The organism is Photobacterium sp. ABD4_091, assembly GCF_056160145.1.
On sequence record NZ_JBSWWQ010000002.1, the window covers coordinates 614,587 to 635,981 of the forward strand.

A 21,395-nucleotide genomic window follows, 5' to 3' on the forward strand; every position below is an offset into this window, starting at 1 on the left:
AAGAGGCCTGAAAATGGGTAAAAAAAGAAAGAACTCAACGCCTGTAAAGGAAGTTGTAGAGCAAAATCAAACGAACATTGTTGAAACTGATTTCGGCAGAGGAACTATTAGGGACAATGCGCTAAAAGCAGTAGTGACTAGCCAGCTGTACAAAACACGGGTTGTGAAGGCGAAAAAAGGCAAGGGGAGCTTCCAGCGTAAGAACAAACATGCAGGACGAGAGTCCTATTCAATTGCAGCTTGATAGAAGCTTCAATTGTATAGCACTCTCTCCTACATTTTAAGCAGTTGGAATTTCACAATCAGCTCGCACTCGCTGGTGGACTGCATTCGTTCGACGTGTTTTGCCACTGCCGGGTTAGGATGGCGCTTCAAGTATTCAATGAGCGCGGATTTGCAACAGCCCAGTGAAGAAACGAAGCTTTTACAGCTGGTATATGGACACTGTGGCAGTAACGCCATTACTTCTTCCGAAGCGAGCTGTAAGTACTTCAGTTCATATTCATCATCACCATGGATCCGCCAGAAATTTGCCAGATTATGACAAGACATCACTTTGATAGTCAGCAGTTCATCTAGTTCATCCTGTGTGCCAATGACAGGTGAGAGTTGCTGAGCTTCTGCGAGAGCCAGGTGATAATGAAGCACTGCCATCATAGGTTTTGCTTGCTTATCGGCGTTGTCGGCTAACAACGTGTGCTGCTCCCACCGGGATACATCCATATTCCCCTCCATACATTAATTGTCAGTACATTTAGCTTTAGTGGTGTTAATGATAATTATTATCGATAACTATGGCAATTTATATTTGCTTTGCTGTTGAGTGTAAATACATCGTTTCAAGTCTTTCAAATCGAATCTGCGTGACAAGTCACGCTATGTATAGTTAGTCGTCAGTACTGTCGTGATTTGTTCAAATCCATTCATAAATTGACACCCAAATTCTCACATTTAACCAAATTCGGGGTTGTTTGTTTTCTGTTCAGCTTGCATTATGTACAACCCTGTAACAGGGTAGCATGACCAATAAAATTCTTAAATTTTAATATCTTATGTGGGGTTATGTTAAAAAAGTGACAGTTTGATGCTGGCTAGGTCATTGAGTTATCAACTGTTTGAATGCAAACGCACTATTGGGCTAGGACTTTTTTGTTGTTGATCAATAGTCTTAAATCAAGAAAACAGAATAGATAAATGAAAAAGCAAATTACAATCAAGACACATAACACGCGCCGTACAAAAAAAATACTTGGCGTAAGCAGTGGAGTAGTGGTTAGCGGACTCCTTTTTGCTGGAAGCGTACAATCAGCTGGCAAATGGGTAGAAGTTGAAAATGTTCACAATGGACGGGCACCCTTATGTCATCATATTGAAACAGGCACACTGAAATTCTGTTCAGATCTCGAATCGGAACATGAAGAGCCTTAATTGAATCTAAGTAACTATATGATTAATAATTTTTGATCAGATACTTACGCAGATTGACATGTTGATTGAAGGGAGTACGTTTTGTACTCCTTTTCGTTTTCAGCCTACCAGTAAATCCTTCATCATCTTCTAATCTAAGTCCCAAGACCCTGCAGAACTGTAACGAAGCTAGACTATACAAGAGTAAATAAAGCTTCGTAGACACTATGAAAAAACTGATATTTGGCTTGATTGGTCTTTTTGTTGTTATCACTATCGCCCTTCAGTTTGATGATCAAGGCGACATTGTCGAAAGGCAAGTGAAAGCACTCGCTCCTGAACAGTCTAATTACCTACTTGAAATAAAAGGGCATATCAGCAAAAGCCCGCGTCCAGAAGAAACCTTTTCTTTTCCAATTCGTGTCGGCGAGATCGGCCCGGTTAAATCTCTCTACTCTGGCCCGAACCAATATCCTTTTTTCTGTATGACGGTGGACTCAGGCCTCGGGCAGCCCGTTGTGGATAACCAAGACGGCTTCGGTGTTCCAATTTACGAAGTGTTTAATGGTAAGAAACTCATTGGCTACTCAAAAGATTGTGCGATAAGAACCCAGCTTTCTTACGTAGTCATTGATAAAGAAAATACCATTTCCCCAAGGAGCGAGTTAGAGCTACAACATAACCCTCCGAGAGACGAAGAGCTCCTTGTCCGAATCGAAAAAGGAACCATTAATCGATACATCTATACCATCGCCATGCCTATTGGCCTCGATGAGGTCGGGTCGCAGGACAGTGCCAAAGCATGGAATAAGCGCTTGATATACCGTTTCGAGGGGGGCTCTGGCTTAGGGTTTCGCCAAGGGAAAATGAAGCTACACCGCTTGATCAAAAAAGAGCTGCCACAGATTAGAAAAGGTTACGCTGTTATCGCTTCAAGTGGGAACAAAACAAGCTATGGCTATAACATGCTGCTTGCTGAAGATACCGCACGTCGAGTAAAGACCCAGTTTGTTAGCCTGTTTGGCGAGCCTTTGTATACCATAGGTATCGGTGGCTCTGGGGGAGGACTTGCCCAATACCTGATTGCTCAAAACAGTGAAGGTATTTTGGATGGTTTGCTGCCACTCTACTCCTATCCGGATATGGTCAGTGTCTCGATATATGCCTTAGATTGTGACTTGCTCAACACCTATTTCAGCTTTAGAGCCAGTGATAGAGAAAGGTGGCAGGATTGGCAGTCCCGACAGCATATTGAAGGGCTAAGAGCGATTAATGAGGCGGAGCAAAGGTTTGGCTGGCTGCAACCATTAAACCAGCTCGTTCGATTGAAAATGCCTGAATTTCCGCAAGGTAATAGCGAATGCATCAACGGTTACTTTGGCCTTAGCAGTTACCTCAACAATCCCAGACAGGGCTTCCTTAAGCCTTACTACCATGAATCAGTCGTCGATAAGGTCAATTGGAATTACTGGCAGGATTTGGTTCATGTCTATGGCAAAGACGAGCACGGATTTGCCCAATCGACTTGGGATAACGTAGGTGTACAGTATGGTCTGCTAGCGTTGCGCGATAAGACGATTTCCTTAGATGAGTTTATAGAAATAAACCAGAGAATAGGGGCTTGGAAACCTTTTAATGACATGGAGTCGGAGAAAAAACTCAGTTTAAGCGCAAGTATCCCGCCGCTTTGGCTCTCACTCTGGGGAGAACACAACGTAACGGAAGACAAAACAACGCCGGCTAAACGGCGATCTGCTCCTTTATCTGCAATCGAAAGAGCTTATCAATATGGCCAAGTATTCTTGGGAAATGTTAGCTTACCTATCATTGATATTCGCCATCACCTCGAAGATGATCTGAATATGCATCACACTTCGGCATCGTTCTCGACTCGATTACGGATTCTGGAAGCAATGAACCATGCTGATAACCATGTTATCTGGATTTCCCATAAACAGTTTAATCCGGTGGAGCAGGCATACTCTCTGATGGATGAGTGGCTGATGGCGATAAAAAGCATGCCAGCGACGATGAGCTACCAACAGAAGGTAAAAGCGACAAAACCGCAATTGGCCGTTGATACGTGTTTTAATACTGAAGGTAACATACACGCATCTGGAAATGGTGTGTTTGATGGGAAGTGGAATGGACAAGCCAATGGTCCATGTACCCAAGCCTATCCAATCTATAGTAACAGCCGTATTCAAGCGGGAGCACCATGGAAAGGTAGTATATTCAAGTGTCACAGAATTTCGTTAGAGAAAGCGATTGAAAAGGGCATTTATGGGTCAGTCGATGTATCTAGTAAGATTGAAAGCCTAAAGGCAACCTTTCCTGACGGTGTCTGTGATTACAGTCTCGGAGATATGGGACGCCCTAATAATATGCCGCTAATGAATAATTGAACAATAGATGGTGAATTCGGTGAATGTAAACGTGTGTTTATTTTATATATTAATTAAATCGAGGCGTGTAAAATAAATTTCACCTATTGTTTGTTGAGGTTATTTCCTTTTTTCGACGTTTTTCATTAATTGTTGTGTGGATGTTGTTGATTGCTTATAAATTAATTTATTGTATTATATATGGTTATTATCGAAAAATCTCGACTAGTCGAAATTTAAAGAAAACACAAAAATATATTATTGTTTTTCGGCTCAAGAGCAGGTTTTAAAAACAAATCAAAATTTCATGCACATTTTTCTCCCTTGACTGCTAAATATTTGATTGGCGGTAGCGTCACGTTCTAGGATTAAGTGGCCAATGAAGGATTTTTTTGAAGTGCATTTAAGATTAGTGATCACGGTTTGGGTGATTTTACTCTCTGTGCTTGGCCTGTTGTATTTGATGAACTACATGAAATTTGACAACCTGATGTCTCAGGTTGTTTCCTCAAAGCTTCAAGTTATTTCAGCCTCTTTGGAACAATTATGCCTGCCGAGTGACGCCCAGATTAAGATTATAGGGCAGAGTTGCTTGAAGGTGACTCAGGAAGACAAGGCTTTCAAGGTGAAATATGGGGAAACACCTGCTGAAGCCTATGTCCTGCAGCGTGAAGCCGAGTGGTTGACTCGGCTTAGCGCACTTAACCTCACGAGCAGTGAATGCATTAAATTCTATAGAAACGGCCAGCAAAGTTACTTGCTGACAAATTACCTATCAGGCTTGTCAGCCAACCAATGGCTGCGAGAACGGCGTAAGAGTATTGATGAACCAAGCTACATCGCTCAGCAAGGCTACAATGACCAACCCAGCTACACTCACCAGCTAAGCTATTATCACCAGATATCAAAATACCTTGAGTCGGTATTAGACCAATTAGAAGCCATTCATAGTAATGGTTTTGTTCATGGCGATATCAAACCCAGCAATATTATCTTTCACCCTGACAATACAGCCAATCTCATCGACTTTTCAAATACTCGAAGGATAGGAGAGCCATGGCTGGAGCGAGGCTTCAAACAATTCAGTCCATCCTATTTCTGCAATAAGCACTCATCTACCGCAACTATCAAGCAAGATTATTACGCCTATCTAATCTCATTGATGGTGCTGTTTGAGCCGGAGACACGTGTTAATGAGTCGACAATGGAAGGCTTCGACACTTTAATAGAAAAGTATGCAGAGGACAGGGTGATATCAACTCGGTTTAAGCACCGCATTTTGGCGTTGAATAGGTCGTTGTAATCAATAAGTCACTAGAAGCAGCCATTGGAAAATGGGGTATATAGAAGAGTAAAGGAGAGTGCGGATCGGGAGCCTCATCCCGATCCAAATTAATCTACATCCTATAACGCGGCAAGGATCGCCTCGGCAGAACTGACTTCAAACTGGCCGCCTTCTTCGACATTCAGTTGTTTGACAACACCATTTTCAACAATCATGGCATAACGCTGTGAGCGTATTCCACCAAATCCCTCAGTGTCCATTTCTAGACCCATTGACTTGGTAAAGCTCGCATCACCATCTGCGAGCATCATTAGCTCAGAAGCGTTTTGTGCTTCGCCCCATGCCTGCATCACAAAAGCGTCATTCACAGCGACACACGCAATAACGTCGACCCCTTTTGCTTTAATTTGATCAGCCAAGACCACAAAACCGGGCAAGTGTGCTTCTGAACAAGTTGGTGTAAAAGCACCGGGTACGGCGAAAAGCACTACGGTTTTATTGGCAAACAACTCTTGGGTTGAGTGGTTTTGCATCCCGTCTTCGGTTAACTGGCTAACCGTACCATTAGGTATAGATTGACCTTGTTGAATCATGCGTAATGTCCTTGTTGGCTAATGTCCTAGAAGTGTAGATGCCAACCGCCGTTAAAACCATCTGAAAAAATGGGTGTATGCCTAAATGAATTTTGTTCAAGAACTCTTCATCATGATATTCACGCTTTCGCTATCTGGAGTGGTGTCGCATTAATAAAAAGTGCGTTAGGGTTTTATATGTGTGATGATGTAGAAAAACAATATATAAAGCGGTTAATTTCATGCAGGAAAGATGACCAACCAAGATTTATTAGAACAGGCACTTCATAGTGGAGCGATAATTCATCAACCTCATGCTTTAAAGGCATATTTATCAGCAAATTATCTGACGGATAGACTGGGTAATGGCGAAGCTATATTTTTACATACATCAATGCTAATGAAGAATGATTCAATCCATGTTTTGCCTGAATATGTTGAATCAGTACAAGCTCCACAATTACCAGAATTTCGTATTCATCGTATGTTACAACGTGGTATTTATCCTGCATCATATCAAGCTACCTTTCAGTGGTATCAAAGCAAAGGCTTTCAGGGTATTTTTGAACATTTTGCTAATAAAGCCTCACTGAATAATGAGTATCTGTCGCACAATGTTACGATTCTACTTGCGGTGAATTCAGTGTATTCAGAGCTGAGTCCAGACCAGGTACCAACATTCCTAAATCGCTTTACAGAGTTTGTTACATCTACCTTTTCCGGTGCAAACGAGGTTGAAGTTAAGAAAGAGAAGCTCGTTGTTTCAGATGTATTGGTATCTTGCCTTGAACAATTCGGTTTCTTTGGGCATAACCTTATTACCTTAGCATGGTTGTTACGCTGTAAAGAGCATTTATCAACTACTCAATATGAATCTATGCTTTCTAATTTATATCTTCAGGCAAATAGCCCACTGGAAGACCCTGACGATAATATTGATCTATCAATTTGGGAGCGGTGCGAGTTACAACAAGATAGAAAAATGTTTATCCAACAAGTGAATCGCTTAATATTCGACTACACCTCAAATTTACACCAAATCACGCTTGCTGATGCTTTGCTTTTCCTAGAATCTGAATTTCCGAGTAAAACAGCAGAGCTGGCTAAAATTGCGCAATACCAATGCCTTATTTTAGAAAAGTGAAAACCCCTTAAGAATTTATTCTTATGAGGGACTAAGTATAAAAAAGTTGTTCAAGTCGCTCCTGAATCCCGGGTATAACAGACATGATTATTTTGAAGGTTAAGTATAGTGTGTGCGTATGATTTAAATTTGGCTGATATCACAAAGGACTTAAGGTCATCTCGGAATGATTTTATGATACAAACATCAGTTCAGATGGATACATTAGTGCGCCTTATGAAACTGAGATCTGATTAGTTCTATTGTGTAGGTGGTTAGGCGGAAAAGGTGTGCTGCAGACGGTTTCAGTTAACTTGAGCATATAAGGGATTATTAAATGGAATTAACCTGCCACTGCGGTAACGTCAATATCAAACTAGAATCTGCGCCCAGTGAAGTGGGCGAGTGCAATTGCTCGATTTGCCGGAGGTATGCTGCATCTTGGGCTTACTTTTCTCCGAAGCAAGTTGAGGTGACTTGTAACGAGGAAACCGATTTCTATTGCTGGGGTGATAAAGAGGTCGAATTTCATCGCTGTAGTGCTTGTGGTTGTTTGACCCATTATGTAACCACAGAGAAATGCGATGCGAATATTTTGGCGGTTAATATGAAAATGGCTGAATTCGAGGTACTCGCTAGTATTCCCGTACGAAAAATCGATGGGGCGTCCTACTAGACTCTTTGAGCCAAGTCCATTGAGCTTGCTGATTTTACTTGTATTTCATTAAGGCTCTACAGCAATATGTCATAAGTCATTTCTAGTGAGATGTACGATAACGTACCTGATTACTTCAAAGGAGCAAGAATGAAATCAACAAGCATTAAAAACGTCGTTTTTGATATCGGTAATGTCATTGTACGTTGGGCTCCTTTAGAAATTATCAGGCTGACATTTGGCAATGGTCGTGATCACCAGGAGCTAGCCAAAGCCATCTTTCAATCTGATACCTGGATGGATCTCAACAAAGGCTTTATATCAGAAGCAGAAGCCAAGGTACGGTATCAGACTTCATTGGGCTTATCAGATCTAGAATGTGAACGGCTGTTTTACTACATAAAGCACACCCAGCTTCTGATATTTGGGTCTGTTGATCTAGTTAAGCGTGTCAAAGCCACAGGTTATAATGTTTATGCGCTTACCGACAATGTGCATGAAATTGTAGCTTACCTTAAGTCGACCTATTCGTTCTGGAGCTTGTTTAAAGGTGCAACAGTTTCTGCTGACTTAGGCTTACTAAAACCTCAAGCTGCCATTTACCAAGCTTTGTTGAAACAAAATGATATTAAGCCATCAGAGACTGTGTTTATCGATGATATGCCATATAACGTCGAAGGTGCTAAGGCTGAGGGTATTGCCGCAATTCAATTTGAAAATGCAGTGCAGTGTGAGGAAGAGTTACGAGAATTGGGCTTAGTGTTGTGATGGATATAAGGAAGTAAATAATGATTTCATATCAGCCGTCTAAGAACCTAACTAAATCTGCTGAAATCACATTTTTTAATATGCGCCCATATTATGAGCAGCTTTCGGTGTCTTGGGAGCCGTCGAAAATACTGGAGCAGATTCAAGGCCTAGATAACTGGGATATTCTCTATGATGGGGAAGTTATTGGGGCCATACGGATGTCATTTGATAGTGAGGGCGGTTATTTACGCGATCTTCAGATCAGTGGGGAATTTCAAAACAAAGGGTTAGGTGCAAAAGCTTTAGATGAAGCGATGCGACTGAGTAAACAGGCTTGCGCAGAGAAGCTCAGGCTTAGAGTCTTTAAGATAAGTCCTGCATTTCATCTATATCAACGCTGCGGCTTTCTTGTCGTCAGTGAAGATGAAAAGTTTATCTATATGGAAAAGCTTGTTTAGAAATTCGGCAGGGATAATGTATGAAACCTGAGCAGATTGGTAAAGCCTACGACCAAATTACCCACCTATGGGAAAGTGACGATTTTAACCGTAACAACGGTATAGAGGCGCATAAGAGAGCGTTATCTTTTGTTAAAAACAAAGGCAAAGCGCTGGATATCGGTTGTGGCTGTACAGGCCGGTTTATTGATTTACTATTGGAAGAGGGCTTTGAAGCGAACACTATTTCAGGCATTGATGTGTCTGAGAAGAAGATTGTGCTTGCGAGGAAACGTCATCCACAACTGGAGTTAATCCATGCTGATATTTGCAAGCATCAGTTAACCGAAAAGTATGACTTTATCACTGCTTGGGACAGTATTTGGCATATTCCGCTGACAGAGCAGCGCAATGTACTGATTAAAATCATTTCTAGTCTGAATAGTGGTGGGCTATTTATCTTTTCTTTTGGCGGTACTGCCGAAGAAGGCGATCATACCGATAACTTTATGGGACCCGATGTATATTATTCATCGCTTGGCACCAATGGCTTCCTAAACCTTTTCATTGAACTAGGCTGTGCGATAAGACACCTTGAATTTGACCAATACCCTGAGTTGCACACTTATCTGATCGTAGAACAACAGTAGTGCTTCTAATTAGGTAACTGATTTGAGGTAAATAACTGCTTCAACTACGATTACAGTGCTTGAGTGCCAAGCAAGCATTGTCTACAATGACGCACTTTTTACTATAACCAGGTCATAATTATGAGCGATTCTAAACCAGCATTGCCAGATCATCTTGCATGTAACCCTCGTAGCCCACACCACGTGGCAGAGTGCTTCGAGCACGCGATCGGTATCCGTCTTAACGGCAAAGAGCGTACAGATGTTGAAGAGTACTGCATCAGTGAAGGTTGGGTAAAAATCCCTTCTCCTAAAGCATTGGATCGCCGCGGCCAGCCAATCCTGATCACCCTGAAGGGTACAGTAGAAGCGTACTACGTTTAAGTCGCAGCTATTTTCATATAGAGCCTTCCCAGGCTCTATATGTTCCAACCCCTATATTTCCCTACCTCTATATCTCAGGCTTTCATTCTAATGAAATCCTCTAAACTAAGTCTCTCAACATCAAAAATTTATCCTATATTATGAAATTCAATACCCCCTAATTTTATGCATTGGCTTATATATTGCTTTAATTAAGGATTAAAAATGTAAACCAGCTAAATTCAATTCATGAGAGGAATAGAAGCCCTAACATTTGTTTGTTTCATAGGAGGCAAATATGAAAGGTACGTATTTGGAAGCTATATCATTTCATGTCGTGCTAAGCACTGATCTTTTCCGCTATACACCCTCTGAGTTGCTGGCGATCTTTGAGCGTAGGCTATGCGACTCTCTAAAAGAGCGCGGAGACTTTACCTGTCCGTCAAATCGCTCGCACCGAGAGCAAAAAAGAAATCATATTCGCTTGTTGGTCGCCGATATTCGCAAATTGCGAAGCTTAGTTGGAGTCAGTAAGCAAAATAGGTTATCTGCAGCAGGCGTGATTAAACAATTTGAAGAGACCTGAATTGAAATTTTTCATTTGTTTCTCGTGTCTATACTACTGACTGCTAGAACAGGGAGAGGGCGAGTGATGAAATTCATGCTTAGGATATTGGGTATTTTTGCCCTTTGGGGTAGCCTATCATTACCAGCAATGGCATTAGAGCCAGTGTATAGTGACTTCTTTGGTAAGGCGATTAAGGGCTATGACCCGGTCGCCTATTTTACACAGAGCAAGCCAGTTCGTGGAGACAACGATTTTACCTATCGTTGGAATGGAGCTAAGTGGTATTTTTCATCTGCACAGAATAGGGACTCATTCATCCAAAACCCTGCAAAGTATGCTCCACAATATGGTGGATACTGTGCATGGGCGGTCAGCCAGGGTTATACCGCAAAAATAGATCCAGATGCCTGGCATATCCATCAAGGCAAACTTTACTTGAACTATAACAAGTCAGTTCAAAAGAAATGGCAACAAAATGTTCACAAGCACATAGCGCAGGGTGATAAAAATTGGCCCAGTTTGCTCACTGAAAATTAATTTACGCTAGATGTTCTACTAATAAACGTGCGGTATCTGGTTTCTTGCTTGCATAATTGATGCGATGAGAAATGTTTGAGTGATCATGACTTAGTGACAATACTTCAAGTTTTGAGATGTCATAAAAGACATTCACATTCGCATCAATATTTGCTTTAGATTCAAAGAGTAACTCAGTTGGTTCGTTGGCCGTTAAGCTAACATTAACAAATACGCTATTGGTAAAATTAGACAGATAGAACTGTTGTACGGCCTGGCTATTATCCATTCTGGCTGACAACTCAGGTGCACCTTTGAGGATGAGTGTTGTCTTGCGGCTTTCGCTGCCAACAAGTGTCACACTACAAAGATCCTCGGCAGAAATTTCAAACACGTCACCTTGCAGATGGATCTCAACATCCATTAGCTCTCGCAGTGCACAATCTAGATCGTGCTGATTATATACAGTGACGGTTTGGAACCTTTCTCTTACCTTGAACATAGCTTCTCGCGAGTGTGTGACTTTATTTTGAACCGGCATCCTAAAAGGAATAGGGCTTTTTTTCTAGATAATAAGTTTGATTGAATCGATGAAGTTTGATTATTAAGTTAATCACTAGCAATTAAGTGCTTCATGAAAAACACCGCCAGCTGGCGGTGTTTAATTTTATTCAAAAGATGCTTGATGTTTATTGAACCACTTCGCCACTTTCGATAACTGTTTGACGGACTTTGTCGGCAAAATCCAATGCTTCTTGGCGGATTTTGTCTTCGTCAACGGTTGTCATTTCGCGGTTTTTCATCAGGATTTTACCGTCAACAATGGTGTGCTTAACGTTCGGTGCATAAGCAGAGTAAACCAGTGCAGAATATGGGTTGTAAACCGGTACCATGTTTGGTGCTTTGGTATCGATGACAATGATATCCGCCAGTTTACCAACTTCTAGTGAGCCGATAGTATCTTCCATGTGAAGAGCGCGCGCTGCACCAATGGTTGCCATTTCAATCACTTTAATCGGAGGCATAGCCGCACGGTCTTGGTTGACTAGCTTGTGTACCTTAGCAACCTGGTTGAACTCATCAATGGTAGAGATAGTATTACCGGACATTGGACCATCAGTTCCTAGGCCAATACGCAGACCTTCTTCCTGCATCTTCATTGCTGGAGATACGCCTTTGGCTGACTTGACATTCGCACTCATGTTGTGGGCAATACCTACGTCATGCTTTTTCAGCAACTCAATATCGCTGTCGCTGACATGAATAACGTGTGCGCCTACAAGCTTAGGTGTTAGTGCACCGATATCAGCCATGTACTCAACCGGAGACATACCACCACTCCGTTCTGCGATGACTTCTTCTTCACGATCTGACTCAGCCAGGTGGGTAAGGACAGGTACATCATACTTCAACGACAGCTCAGTAATCTTTTTTAGTGTCTCTGTTGTGTTGGTATATGGCGCATGTGGTGCAAAAGCTGGAGTAATACGAGGGTGATCTTTGTATTCTTCAATGAAGTTAACTGCATATTTGATACCTTCATCGGCATTAGCCGCATCGGCAACAGGGAACATGATGACAGTTTCACCTAAGATGGCGCGCATACCAATTTCATCAACAGTTTTCGCGACTTCATCTTCGAAGTAATACATGTCTGCGTAAGTAGTAACACCGCCTTTCAGCATTTCTACGTTACCCAGTTGGGCACCGATGCGAACCATGTCACGAGATACTAGTTTTTTTTCTAGCGGGAAGATGTAGCGGTGCAGTCGGTCAGGCACGTCATCGGCTAGCGAGCGGAAAACTGTCATTGATACGTGGGTGTGGGTATTAATCAAACCCGGCATCACGATATCACCATCAGCATCGATGATTTTCTTGGCCTCAAACTCTTTAAGGTCGCTGCCGTCAGTAACTGCAACAATTTTATTTTCTTTTACTGCAACTAAGCCGTTTTCATAAACGTTTTTGTCTTCATCCATCGTTAAGACAGTTGCGTTTTTGATCAGCAAGTCAACATTTTCGGCGGCAAAGCTAGAAACACTAGCAAGGGAGGCGGCAGCAAGGGAAACTGCGACAAGAGTTTTTTTGAACATGATCATCACCAGACATCAATGAAATTGCGCAGATAATACCTAATAGCAATTTATTGGAAATCAGTATTGCAGAGTCAGATCACATTCTGTGAGCATGGTCACTATCTTGGGTAGGGAGCAGGTAAAAGTCGCGCAATAATGCAACGAAATGAAGGGGCGAAACGTTTGCGTCGCCCCTTTTTCTTGTGTTTGTTATTGTTTCATATGTTGCTTACGTAGAACGTAAACCATCCATATTGTTAGCAAAGTGCTACACAGTGGTAGTGCGATCCAAACACCATCTACACCCCAGAGTTTAGCGAGGCCGAAGATGAATAAGCTAATCAGGATCAGCTTACCACCCGATAGCACAGAGGCTTCTCGAGCACGGTTGATGGACTGGAAGTAAGTAGCGCCGACTAGCAGCATCCCTTCCATAGGCAAGCCCCAGAAATAATGTTGAATGCCGTTGATGGCAACCGGATATAGGGCAGGGTTGTCACCAGCAAACGCATAGACGAGCCAATGAGGCTGACTGTAAATGAAAGCGACTCCCAATAGTGCAAAACCTAAAGTAACCGCAAAGGCCAGGTTTCTTACGGCGATGACCCGATCATGCCGACCAGCACCTGTGTTGTAACTGGTGATTGGTTGGATACCAAGCGCGATACCTTCAAAGATAAGATAGAAGAAGGCTTCGGTGTAACTGACAATGCCATATGCTGCTACATGAATTGGCTTACCGACCCACAGAAAGGCCTTGTTGTGGAGTGTCAGCACCACAGAGAGATAAAGATACATAAGCAGGCTGGAGAAGCCGAGTTGGCATATCTGGCCAACATCATGCCACCTAAGCTTAAGTGTTTGCCAGGTAATGCGAAGCTGGCTTTTGTCTGAGAAGAAATGCTGAAGGCAAAGTAGGGCTGTTGCCAGTTGCGATAGCATTGTTGCAATGGCTGCACCAGTGAGCTCCCAAGGGATCACAACAATAAACAGCCAATCCAAGACTACATTCAACACACCACCCAGTATCATTATCATGGTAACGCGATTAGGCTGCCCGTCGTTTCTCAGAAGGGCAGAAAAAGCCATAGAGATAATAGGAAAGGCACCAAGGGTGAAATACCAAAACAGATAATCAGAGGCCATCTGTAAAATTTCACTTTCTGCGCCCAGCCAACGAAGGAGTGCTTCGCCGTAAGCGACACCAAGGGTACAGGTGACTAGAGAGATGACTATACAGAGAGACAGTGCATTGCCAACAATATTTTTGGCTTGCTGTTCGTTGCCTTCTCCTAGCTTAATCGATACCAGGGCAGAAGCTCCCATACCAACCATAGCACCAAGCGCATAGAGGACAGAGCCTATTGGGTAGCCGAGCATGATACCGGCTAGGCCATTTTCACCAATAAAGTGGCCGACGAACATACCGTCGATAGCGACATAAATTCCGGTAACCAGCATTGCGGCAATGGTGGGCATGGTATAGCGTAAGAAAAGACGACCGATCGAATCTTCCTTGAGCGAAAGGTGTGAAGCTGAAGACATAGCTAACTACTTATGTAATGGGATAAAGGCACTTAATAAGAGGTATTTGTGAACAGTCTTATTGTTTGATTCACGCTTTAGGGGATGATGGAGATGATATTCTCCATCAGAAACTTGGTGCTCGTTGAGTAACTGAGCGGCAATATGATCAGTTGATTCCATCAACTTGATGCCGTCTTTGACATAGTCATCGAAATTGGCAGGTAACTCGCCAAGCCACCAAGCAGGGATCTCTTTACTGGCTTTGCTGCGATCAAACCAATGATCAGCAACCACAACAATAAAAGAGGTCTTTGACAATGAAAGATTGCTTTTTACATTGGCAATAGTGGAAACCAAACCATTCCGGCACGCCTTGTTGGCGCTAAGTAAACGGTGAGCTACAACCGCAATGGTGAAATCCGTAGTTTCTAGCACAAACACTGGCTGTGAGATCTGGTTATCATTTTTGAGTTGCGAGAAATGAGGGGCGAATTCTGCTTGTTGCAGTGTGGCCATAATTCTACGGCAAAGTGCTTTTCCAAGGTGATTCTCACGCATTCCTCGGTTATGAACCGTAGGGTAATGTTGCGCACACAATTTTGAGCAGTCTTGTTGAAACTGCTCAATGCTGGTTGAAAGGTATTCAGAAATTAGTTGTTCAGAAAACAAGTTTGCCCCACTAGCTCACAGCATAGGCTGGAGTGGGAACCCTTTTCTCCAGCCTTAAAGTCCGTTATGGACGTAGATATCTATATCGTATCAGAAAAATGACTATGAGCACTTAATATCAGTGATTTAGTTGGGGTGAAACAGTGACTTATTTAACACGTATGGTGTTTACCTTAACAGGAAGCCTCTTGATAAAGGTTTTGTAGCGAAATGCTAGAAGACCTAGTGCAATAAAAATGTAAATGATCGGCTCGATAAGCCCTGATTTTACCGACCAGATATAATGAATAGGTGATAGTAAGGTCGCAAGGTACACCCAGTTGTGCAGTTTTTGCCAGTGCTTACCCATTCGCCGTTGGATGCCTTGGGTCGAGGTTACTGCCAAGGCTAGTAGGATTAACCAGCTTACCGCGCCAACACTAAGGTAGGGTCTGCTGACAATTTCATCGAGCACGAGTGACCAATTAAAATTCAAATCCAGTGCGATATAGCCTGCTAGATGTAGTAACGCCCAGAAAAAACAATACAAGCCGAGTAGGCGGCGAACGCGTACCAGCATCCCTGCTTTTAGCAATTTTGCCAGTGGTGAAATGCACAGCGTTAACAATAAGGTGTTTAAGGCGGCTATACCTGTGTAGTGACTGATCCCTTGTACGGGATCAGCACCTAAGCCACCGGAAAGCGTAAGGTATACCAACTGTCCAACGAAAATAAGGGACACACCGTGGATCAGTACCTTTAGCCAAAACACTTGGCGTGGCGTAATCTTTAATCGCCATTGAGTCGTCATTTGTAATGGCATGTAGCTCTCCTGATATAAATCCAGTTTGATGCCTTTAAGCTTGAACCCTTGTGATTCAAAGCTTGGTTACACAGGTGGTTGGTTAGTAATTTCGTTTGAGATCTAAGCCTTTGTATAACGAGGCTACTTGAGATTCATAGCCGTTGAACATCTTGGTTGGTTGGCGGCGACTACTAAAGATACTGCCTTCACCAATAAAACGTTCACTGGATTGACTCCAACGAGGGTGATCCACTTTTGGGTTTACATTGGCATAAAACCCGTATTCGTTAGGTGCCAGTATGTTCCAGGTCGTTGGTGGCTGTTTGTCCGTCAATGTGATTTTGACTACCGATTTAATGCTCTTGAAGCCGTACTTCCATGGCACGACAAGCCGAATTGGCGCGCCGTTCTGAGGGGCTAATGTTTTGCCGTATAGGCCAACAGACATCAGAGTTAAAGGATGCATGGCCTCATCCAACCTCAGCCCTTCTACATAAGGGTAATCAATACCACCACCCAAGCGGCGTGATGCTTGCCCCGGCATTTGTTTGGGATCATAGAGGGTTTCAAATGCAACATACTTGGCATTGCTGAGTGGACCTGCTTTGCGGAGTAAAGCCGCTAAAGGAAAGCCGAGCCAAGGGATATTCATTGACCAAGCCTCAACACAGCGCAGACGGTAAATCCGCTCCTCAATAGGGAAAGACTTGAACAGATCTTCATAGCCCAATGTGATTGGCTTACTGACAAGCCCGCCGATTTCTATGTTCCATGGGTTGGTTTTAAAGTTTTGAGCTCTTTCAGCCGGGTCGGATTTGTCCGTTCCGAACTCATAAAAATTGTTGTATTGCAGAACCTTGTCTTCAGGGGTCAATGACAAGGCCTTATTTGAGTATGGTGATGATGCGGAAGCTAATACTCGCCTTTTATCGGCCGGCGCTTCTTTTTTTCCAAATCCATCAAATAGGCCAGCCTGCGCTGTTTGTGCAAGCGGGATGCTTGCAGCGGTAATGCCCAATGCCTTCAAGATGGTGCGCCTTTGCTTGTAAATAGCTTCTGGTGTGGCCTCATTCTCACTCAGTGATAGCTGAGAAGGTTTTTTGATAAACATTGAATATTCCTTTACCTAAGATGATGTTAAACAAGTAGACCTAGCTACATGCTAATAAATTTCAAAGATTTCATTGGATCCAATGATTAAAACGAGTAAGGTCTGCGCCCGTCATGGCTGAGTACACCCACTCAGTATGTAGTTATACATAGAAAAGATGGAGCCAGTATGGGGGCATCAAACGATTTTAATGCCAATCTTGAGTTACAACATATCTACCTTGAAGTTTATAGCGAACGTTATCATTCGCTAAAGCAATACTTCGAGGCATATTATTGTTATCGGCATAATTTAGTAACCCGGCAAGGAAAGCCGGATTGGCAGCAGGTCTTTAGCTTCGCCAAGGCATCAAAACAGGCTAAGCATTGCAAGGCTCGTAAAGAGACAATCAAAGAGCTGGTGCTACCTTTGTCAGTGCTAACGGGCATGCTAAAAGTATTAGTCCGAGATGACGAATTAACGGTAGAGGCGATTGGAGAATTACTTGATCAATATTTAGATTACGTGATCCTGTCACGAAATGAGTGGCAGTCACTTTGTCAACTCGGCCTTGGCGACCGAATGCCTCCTGCCTTTTACCAGCAAGATAACCCTGCCTATCAAGACGCTATGGCTAGGTTTAATATGGCAGAGATCCAATTTTGAGCAAATAGTTATTTCTCTTCAGTTAATATTTAGATTTCTTATTCTAAACTGTCTGAATCAAAAGGAGTTTTAGACAGTATGTTCATAGAAGGCACACTAGGAACAAAGTCAGCGCTAGTTGTTGAAGGTGGGGCAATGAGAGGAATTTTTGCAGCGGGTGTGCTGGATCATTTCCTCGACATTGGGTACCGAACTTTCGACTTTTGTATTGGCGTTTCTGCAGGCTCAACGAATATAGCAGCATGGTTGGCAAACCAGCATGGCCGCTCTCATCGTGTTATTACCGATTACTCGTGCCGCGACGAATTTATCGACTTACCCCGTTTTATTCGAGGAGGTCACTGGCTTGATATTGACTGGCTTTGGGATGTGACGATTGATGAAATTCCTATCGATGGCTGGGAACTAGAGCAGCAATCGATCCCGCTGTTTGTTGTCACGACCAATGTAAACAATGGTGAGCCGCATTATATTCAAGCCACAGAGCAAAACCTGAATCAATTGCTCAAGGCTTCTTGCGCAGTACCATTAGCCTACCGGCATTATCCAGAATTGGATGGGTACGAAATGACGGATGGCGGTGTGGCCGACTCGATACCCGTTATCAAAGCGTACGAGATGGGAGCCCGGGATATTACCGTTGTGCTTTCCCGTCCGAAAGGTTATCGAAAGAAAGCGCCGAGAAGTGCTTGGCTGGTGAGAAAGTTGCTGCATGATAAACCTAATTTGGCACAGGCAATGATGGATCGGGCTGAAAGCTATAACCGAGCGATAGATTTTATCTTCAACCCGCCGGAAGGCTGTAACGTAAAGGTGATAGCACCCCCTGATAACTTTGAAGTTGGGCGGGTAACCACAGATAGTGTTAAATTGCAGCAAGGGTATGAGCAGGGTATTGAAGCCGCCAAGCGACTAACTACCTAAGTGCACCTAAGATCATAACAGGCTATGGCCACACTACACTATCATTGATAGGGTGAGAGCAAGCTAGGTCATACACATGTTGAAAACACTCCAACTTGGTTTTTCGGGAAGTTGTTATTGGTGCATGGAAGCGGTGTTCCAGTCATTAGAAGGGGTGATATCGGCAGAACAGGGCTGGATGACTTCGCTGACTAATAATGAGCGCTATGAAGCTGTTCTGGTGGAGTATGACCCATTAACAATCTCGGTTGATGTACTGGTAGGTGTCCATCTACATACTCATCATTGCACCTCCGATCATGCGCTTCGCACCCGTTATCCTTCTGTCATTTATGCTTACTCGGATCCTCAAAGCGAGAGGGCTGTTGAAGCATTGAGGTTGCACCAGAGTGACTTTAGTGATCGGTTGGTCACTCAAGTAGAAGCCGCGGGTGAGTTTGAACCTTGTGATGATGAAAAGCAGAATTACTTTTTCAATCATCCTAACCGGCCGTTTTGCGAGGGACAGATCATGCCTAAGCTACAAATCTTGATAGCGCGTTTTGATGAGCATATCAGCGTAGACAAAAGGGCTATCATCGAAGAGGCAATGCGAGAGAAGGGCACAAACAATAAAGGCGGCTCCGAAGAACCGCCAAAATGAGCTAGTGAGTTATGGTTCTTGTTGTATTAAGCCGCGCCGATGATACCGCCATCAGTGCGGGTGATACGAATCACTGACGAACGCGGGATTGTGTTACCGCCGTCAGGGAAATGTGAGGGTGCGAGATCTTCACCTGGGTGCTGAACACCAATGAACATCGTTTTCTGATCAGGGCTAAACGTCAACCCAGTAATTTCACAAGCAATAGGGCCAGTTAGGAAGCGGCGCACTTCGCCACTGTCCGGATCACCACATAGCATTTGGTTGTTCCCCATACCGGCAAAATCACCCGTATTTGAGTATTTACCATCGGTTTGGATCCAAAGGCGGCCAGCATTATCAAAACCAATACCGTCTGGGCTGTTGAACATGTTATCGGCATTGATGTTGTCACTGCCGCCCATCAAACCTTGGTGTACGGTAGGGTTACCCGCAATCAGGTATAGGTCCCAATCGAAGTTGTTCGAAGTATGATCTTGCCCCGATGGCATCCAGCGAACAATGTGGCCATATGGGTTCTTTTCTCGTGGGTTGACCGCATCAACAGGTTGGTTGGCTTTAACACCACGGTATTTGTTGTTGGTTAGGGTGCAGAATACGCTCTGGTTCTTAGGGTTTACCGCAACCCATTCAGGGCGGTCCATGGTGGTTGCGCCAACTTGAGTTGCTGCTTTACGGGCAAAAATAAGCACTTCAGCCTGACTGTTAAAGCCGTTTTCTTTGTTCAGTCCGTTTTTACCAAACGTCAATTCAATCCATTCGCCTTTGCCTTCCAGTTCACCTTCTTTGGCATTGAACTTAGCCACATACAAGGTACCTTCATCAAGGATGTCGCGGTTGGCAGTTGGATTGCTTGGGTTGTATTTGTTTTTAGATACGAAGCGATAGAGGTGTTCACCTCGTTCGTCATCGCCCAAGTAAACCACAACATGACCGTCATTGTTGATAGTCAAGGCGGCATTCTCATGCTTGAAGCGACCAAGTGCAGTGCGTTTTTTCGGTGTCGAATTTGGGTTCATCGGATCGATTTCAACCACCCATCCATGGCGGTGTGGTTCATTCGGGTTTTTAGCTAGGTCAAAACGGTCGTCATGCTTGAACCAGTCGTAACCTGATCCCTTTGTATTTAGGCCGTAGCGCGCATAGTTACTGTCAAGGGCTGGGCTTTCTTTTGAGCCAAACAAACCATTGAAGTTTTCTTCACAGGTGAGATAAGTCCCCCACGGCGTTTCACCATTTGCACAGTTGTTGAAAGTACCCAGTACTTTGGTGCCTTTAGGATCGGCAGAAGTCTTGAGTAGGGCGTCACCCGCTGCTGGGCCAGTCAGTTCCATCTCGGTATTGGCAGTAATACGGCGGTTTAAGCGACCATCTACGTTAATTTCCCATTGGCCGTTCACTTTCTTTAACTCCACAACAGAAATGCCATGTGCGTTCTGTGACTTGAGTACATCATCAGCCGACATTTCTTTACCCTGATGGGCAAACAAGTATTCGTGGTTGGTGTATTCATTGTTGATAGAGAGCACGCCGCGATCATCGCTGATCTGGAAGAATGTCATGCCGTCATTATTATCACCAAATTGTAGGGCTTGCGCTTTGCTGTCTGCTTTTTGGCTAAACGCCGGAGCACCTTTAAATAGTGGATCGCCCCATGAGATAAGGACATCAGCTTGGTAACCTTTTGGCACAATCACTTTATCTTCGGTTGATGCAGGAATCGCATCAAATCCAATCAGATCTTTGTTGTCTTTCGATGCAGCAATAGCACTCGATAGCGGTGAGGTTCCGAAAAAAGCGACAGTCCCTGCCGCTGAAGAGGCTTTGAGGAACTGACGACGGTTAAGTCCTTTTTCGATGATTTGATTGAACTCAGGTTCTGCATGGTGAGAGGAATTAGGTTTGGCGCTCATTATTGGCTTCCTTTTTATTATCGCAATATTAGGCTGTTATGCATTTTGTTGTCAGTATCCTATAGGGTGATTGTGACAGAAATGTATCAGTTAGGTGATCGTCGGTTTACGAAACAGAAGCAATATTGCGATAGCGACGCAAACGTTTGCTTTATATTGTTTCAAAATGTTTCTGGGGTCACTTTTTTCTATTTGCAAGATTGAAATCAAATCTCAGACCATTAAAATCCGCGCCCAAGAATTATTAAATTGTATATTTTTGGTGAGACGGACCAAAAGTTTCTACTTCAGGACCTATTTCTGAATCTACAATTTATCCGTAGCTCGGTAGCTATACATCTTGGTTCAGATGTCTCACGCTAAGTATCTATTTAATAATATCTTTCCTGTGATTTTTTGCCCTTAGGGATTT

At 43.4% G+C, this 21,395-nt stretch carries 23 protein-coding genes, 1 pseudogene and 1 riboswitch; of the genes and pseudogenes, 15 read left to right on the forward strand and 9 right to left on the reverse strand.

Going from position 1 to position 21,395, the window contains the following annotated elements; genetic code table 11:
• Window positions 1-13 precede the first annotated feature (13 nt).
• A pseudogene (locus tag ACXAGQ_RS17040) lies at window positions 14-232 on the forward strand (alternative ribosome-rescue factor A); the annotation flags it as partial.
• A 41-nt stretch (window positions 233-273) separates the two neighbouring features.
• Here the strand turns inward: ACXAGQ_RS17040 and ACXAGQ_RS17045 are convergent.
• Window positions 274-723 (reverse strand): DUF2753 family protein, encoded by a 450-nt coding sequence (locus tag ACXAGQ_RS17045; protein ID WP_475255429.1) that lies wholly within the window; start codon window positions 721-723, stop codon window positions 274-276.
• 471 nt (window positions 724-1,194) lie between these two features.
• On the opposite strand from ACXAGQ_RS17045, the gene ACXAGQ_RS17050 reads away from it, so the two are divergent.
• From ACXAGQ_RS17050 to ACXAGQ_RS17060, 3 genes are all read left to right on the forward strand, one after another.
• The gene (locus ACXAGQ_RS17050; RefSeq protein WP_475255431.1) at window positions 1,195-1,428 is read left to right on the forward strand and encodes a hypothetical protein; all 234 of its coding nucleotides are present in this window, start codon (window positions 1,195-1,197) and stop codon (window positions 1,426-1,428) included.
• Between the two features lie 206 nt (window positions 1,429-1,634).
• The gene (locus ACXAGQ_RS17055) at window positions 1,635-3,812 is read left to right on the forward strand and encodes a DUF6351 family protein (RefSeq protein ID WP_475255433.1); all 2,178 of its coding nucleotides are present in this window, start codon (window positions 1,635-1,637) and stop codon (window positions 3,810-3,812) included.
• A 358-nt stretch (window positions 3,813-4,170) separates the two neighbouring features.
• Window positions 4,171-5,094, forward strand: coding sequence for a protein kinase domain-containing protein (locus ACXAGQ_RS17060; RefSeq protein WP_475255434.1), 924 nt, complete (start codon window positions 4,171-4,173; stop codon window positions 5,092-5,094).
• Window positions 5,095-5,195: 101 nt separating this feature from the next.
• Here the strand turns inward: ACXAGQ_RS17060 and ACXAGQ_RS17065 are convergent, their stop codons facing one another.
• Window positions 5,196-5,669: a redoxin family protein gene (locus ACXAGQ_RS17065; RefSeq protein WP_475255435.1), complete on the reverse strand. Its 474-nt coding sequence runs from the start codon at window positions 5,667-5,669 to the stop codon at window positions 5,196-5,198.
• 232 nt (window positions 5,670-5,901) lie between these two features.
• Here ACXAGQ_RS17065 and ACXAGQ_RS17070 point away from each other — a divergent pair, with 232 nt between their 5' ends.
• The 8 genes from ACXAGQ_RS17070 (at window position 5,902) to ACXAGQ_RS17105 (ending at window position 10,710) form a co-directional block, all read left to right on the forward strand.
• The gene (locus ACXAGQ_RS17070; protein WP_475255436.1) at window positions 5,902-6,792 is read left to right on the forward strand and encodes a hypothetical protein; all 891 of its coding nucleotides are present in this window, start codon (window positions 5,902-5,904) and stop codon (window positions 6,790-6,792) included.
• A gap of 316 nt (window positions 6,793-7,108) precedes the next feature.
• A complete protein-coding gene (locus ACXAGQ_RS17075) occupies window positions 7,109-7,447 on the forward strand; it encodes a GFA family protein (protein WP_475255437.1) in 339 nt (112 codons plus the stop codon).
• Between the two features lie 129 nt (window positions 7,448-7,576).
• On the forward strand, window positions 7,577-8,194 hold the full coding sequence (locus ACXAGQ_RS17080; RefSeq protein ID WP_475255439.1) for an HAD family hydrolase: 618 nt from the start codon (window positions 7,577-7,579) through the stop codon (window positions 8,192-8,194).
• 20 nt (window positions 8,195-8,214) lie between these two features.
• Window positions 8,215-8,634, forward strand: a complete 420-nt coding sequence (locus ACXAGQ_RS17085) for a GNAT family N-acetyltransferase (RefSeq protein ID WP_475255440.1) — start codon at window positions 8,215-8,217, stop codon at window positions 8,632-8,634.
• Window positions 8,635-8,654: 20 nt separating this feature from the next.
• Entirely contained in the window at window positions 8,655-9,263 is a 609-nt protein-coding gene (locus ACXAGQ_RS17090; RefSeq protein ID WP_475255441.1) for a class I SAM-dependent methyltransferase, read from the forward strand.
• Between the two features lie 120 nt (window positions 9,264-9,383).
• Window positions 9,384-9,626, forward strand: coding sequence for a DUF3297 family protein (locus ACXAGQ_RS17095; RefSeq protein WP_107296735.1), 243 nt, complete (start codon window positions 9,384-9,386; stop codon window positions 9,624-9,626).
• A gap of 277 nt (window positions 9,627-9,903) precedes the next feature.
• Complete coding sequence (locus ACXAGQ_RS17100) at window positions 9,904-10,191, forward strand: hypothetical protein (protein ID WP_475255442.1); 288 nt, start codon at window positions 9,904-9,906, stop codon at window positions 10,189-10,191.
• Between the two features lie 75 nt (window positions 10,192-10,266).
• The gene (locus ACXAGQ_RS17105; protein WP_475256611.1) at window positions 10,267-10,710 is read left to right on the forward strand and encodes a YHS domain-containing (seleno)protein; all 444 of its coding nucleotides are present in this window, start codon (window positions 10,267-10,269) and stop codon (window positions 10,708-10,710) included.
• Between the two features lies 1 nt (window position 10,711).
• Here the strand turns inward: ACXAGQ_RS17105 and ACXAGQ_RS17110 are convergent, their stop codons facing one another.
• The 6 genes from ACXAGQ_RS17110 to msrP form a co-directional block, all read right to left on the reverse strand.
• Window positions 10,712-11,113, reverse strand: coding sequence for a hypothetical protein (locus ACXAGQ_RS17110; RefSeq protein ID WP_475255443.1), 402 nt, complete (start codon window positions 11,111-11,113; stop codon window positions 10,712-10,714).
• A 265-nt stretch (window positions 11,114-11,378) separates the two neighbouring features.
• The gene (locus tag ACXAGQ_RS17115) at window positions 11,379-12,788 is read right to left on the reverse strand and encodes an amidohydrolase (protein WP_475256613.1); all 1,410 of its coding nucleotides are present in this window, start codon (window positions 12,786-12,788) and stop codon (window positions 11,379-11,381) included.
• Between the two features lie 189 nt (window positions 12,789-12,977).
• Window positions 12,978-14,312, reverse strand: a complete 1,335-nt coding sequence (locus ACXAGQ_RS17120) for an MATE family efflux transporter (protein WP_475255444.1) — start codon at window positions 14,310-14,312, stop codon at window positions 12,978-12,980.
• Between the two features lie 6 nt (window positions 14,313-14,318).
• On the reverse strand, window positions 14,319-14,963 hold the full coding sequence (locus ACXAGQ_RS17125; RefSeq protein ID WP_475255445.1) for a hypothetical protein: 645 nt from the start codon (window positions 14,961-14,963) through the stop codon (window positions 14,319-14,321).
• A gap of 148 nt (window positions 14,964-15,111) precedes the next feature.
• The gene (gene msrQ, locus ACXAGQ_RS17130) at window positions 15,112-15,765 is read right to left on the reverse strand and encodes a protein-methionine-sulfoxide reductase heme-binding subunit MsrQ (RefSeq protein WP_475255447.1); all 654 of its coding nucleotides are present in this window, start codon (window positions 15,763-15,765) and stop codon (window positions 15,112-15,114) included.
• Window positions 15,766-15,847: 82 nt separating this feature from the next.
• Window positions 15,848-16,858: a protein-methionine-sulfoxide reductase catalytic subunit MsrP gene (msrP, locus tag ACXAGQ_RS17135; protein WP_475255448.1), complete on the reverse strand. Its 1,011-nt coding sequence runs from the start codon at window positions 16,856-16,858 to the stop codon at window positions 15,848-15,850.
• 168 nt (window positions 16,859-17,026) lie between these two features.
• Here msrP and ACXAGQ_RS17140 point away from each other — a divergent pair, with 168 nt between their 5' ends.
• The 3 genes from ACXAGQ_RS17140 (at window position 17,027) to ACXAGQ_RS17150 (ending at window position 19,070) form a co-directional block, all read left to right on the forward strand.
• Entirely contained in the window at window positions 17,027-17,503 is a 477-nt protein-coding gene (locus ACXAGQ_RS17140) for a hypothetical protein (protein WP_475255449.1), read from the forward strand.
• A 78-nt stretch (window positions 17,504-17,581) separates the two neighbouring features.
• A complete protein-coding gene (locus ACXAGQ_RS17145; protein ID WP_475255450.1) occupies window positions 17,582-18,427 on the forward strand; it encodes a patatin-like phospholipase family protein in 846 nt (281 codons plus the stop codon).
• Window positions 18,428-18,503: 76 nt separating this feature from the next.
• Window positions 18,504-19,070, forward strand: coding sequence for a peptide-methionine (S)-S-oxide reductase (locus ACXAGQ_RS17150; protein ID WP_475255451.1), 567 nt, complete (start codon window positions 18,504-18,506; stop codon window positions 19,068-19,070).
• A 26-nt stretch (window positions 19,071-19,096) separates the two neighbouring features.
• Here ACXAGQ_RS17150 and ACXAGQ_RS17155 read toward each other — a convergent pair whose 3' ends face one another.
• Window positions 19,097-20,983 carry a PhoX family protein gene (locus ACXAGQ_RS17155; protein WP_475255452.1) on the reverse strand — a complete coding sequence of 629 codons (1,887 nt, stop codon included), beginning with the start codon at window positions 20,981-20,983 and terminating at the stop codon, window positions 19,097-19,099.
• Between the two features lie 229 nt (window positions 20,984-21,212).
• A riboswitch (purine riboswitch) is annotated at window positions 21,213-21,312 on the forward strand.
• Window positions 21,313-21,395: the final 83 nt, after the last annotated feature.

Bases quoted from the DNA above. Each gene is read 5' to 3' on its own strand.
- ACXAGQ_RS17045 (WP_475255429.1), bottom strand. From the start codon at position 723: ATGGATGTATCCCGGTGGGAGCAGCACACGTTGTTAGCCGACAACGCC.
- ACXAGQ_RS17050 (WP_475255431.1), top strand. From the start codon at position 1,195: ATGAAAAAGCAAATTACAATCAAGACACATAACACGCGCCGTACAAAA.
- ACXAGQ_RS17055 (WP_475255433.1), top strand. From the start codon at position 1,635: ATGAAAAAACTGATATTTGGCTTGATTGGTCTTTTTGTTGTTATCACT.
- ACXAGQ_RS17060 (WP_475255434.1), top strand. From the start codon at position 4,171: ATGAAGGATTTTTTTGAAGTGCATTTAAGATTAGTGATCACGGTTTGG.
- ACXAGQ_RS17065 (WP_475255435.1), bottom strand. From the start codon at position 5,669: ATGATTCAACAAGGTCAATCTATACCTAATGGTACGGTTAGCCAGTTA.
- ACXAGQ_RS17070 (WP_475255436.1), top strand. From the start codon at position 5,902: ATGACCAACCAAGATTTATTAGAACAGGCACTTCATAGTGGAGCGATA.
- ACXAGQ_RS17075 (WP_475255437.1), top strand. From the start codon at position 7,109: ATGGAATTAACCTGCCACTGCGGTAACGTCAATATCAAACTAGAATCT.
- ACXAGQ_RS17080 (WP_475255439.1), top strand. From the start codon at position 7,577: ATGAAATCAACAAGCATTAAAAACGTCGTTTTTGATATCGGTAATGTC.
- ACXAGQ_RS17085 (WP_475255440.1), top strand. From the start codon at position 8,215: ATGATTTCATATCAGCCGTCTAAGAACCTAACTAAATCTGCTGAAATC.
- ACXAGQ_RS17090 (WP_475255441.1), top strand. From the start codon at position 8,655: ATGAAACCTGAGCAGATTGGTAAAGCCTACGACCAAATTACCCACCTA.
- ACXAGQ_RS17095 (WP_107296735.1), top strand. From the start codon at position 9,384: ATGAGCGATTCTAAACCAGCATTGCCAGATCATCTTGCATGTAACCCT.
- ACXAGQ_RS17100 (WP_475255442.1), top strand. From the start codon at position 9,904: ATGAAAGGTACGTATTTGGAAGCTATATCATTTCATGTCGTGCTAAGC.
- ACXAGQ_RS17105 (WP_475256611.1), top strand. From the start codon at position 10,267: ATGCTTAGGATATTGGGTATTTTTGCCCTTTGGGGTAGCCTATCATTA.
- ACXAGQ_RS17110 (WP_475255443.1), bottom strand. From the start codon at position 11,113: ATGGATGTTGAGATCCATCTGCAAGGTGACGTGTTTGAAATTTCTGCC.
- ACXAGQ_RS17120 (WP_475255444.1), bottom strand. From the start codon at position 14,312: ATGTCTTCAGCTTCACACCTTTCGCTCAAGGAAGATTCGATCGGTCGT.
- msrQ (WP_475255447.1), bottom strand. From the start codon at position 15,765: ATGCCATTACAAATGACGACTCAATGGCGATTAAAGATTACGCCACGC.
- msrP (WP_475255448.1), bottom strand. From the start codon at position 16,858: ATGTTTATCAAAAAACCTTCTCAGCTATCACTGAGTGAGAATGAGGCC.
- ACXAGQ_RS17140 (WP_475255449.1), top strand. From the start codon at position 17,027: ATGGGGGCATCAAACGATTTTAATGCCAATCTTGAGTTACAACATATC.
- ACXAGQ_RS17145 (WP_475255450.1), top strand. From the start codon at position 17,582: ATGTTCATAGAAGGCACACTAGGAACAAAGTCAGCGCTAGTTGTTGAA.
- ACXAGQ_RS17150 (WP_475255451.1), top strand. From the start codon at position 18,504: ATGTTGAAAACACTCCAACTTGGTTTTTCGGGAAGTTGTTATTGGTGC.
- ACXAGQ_RS17155 (WP_475255452.1), bottom strand. From the start codon at position 20,983: ATGAGCGCCAAACCTAATTCCTCTCACCATGCAGAACCTGAGTTCAAT.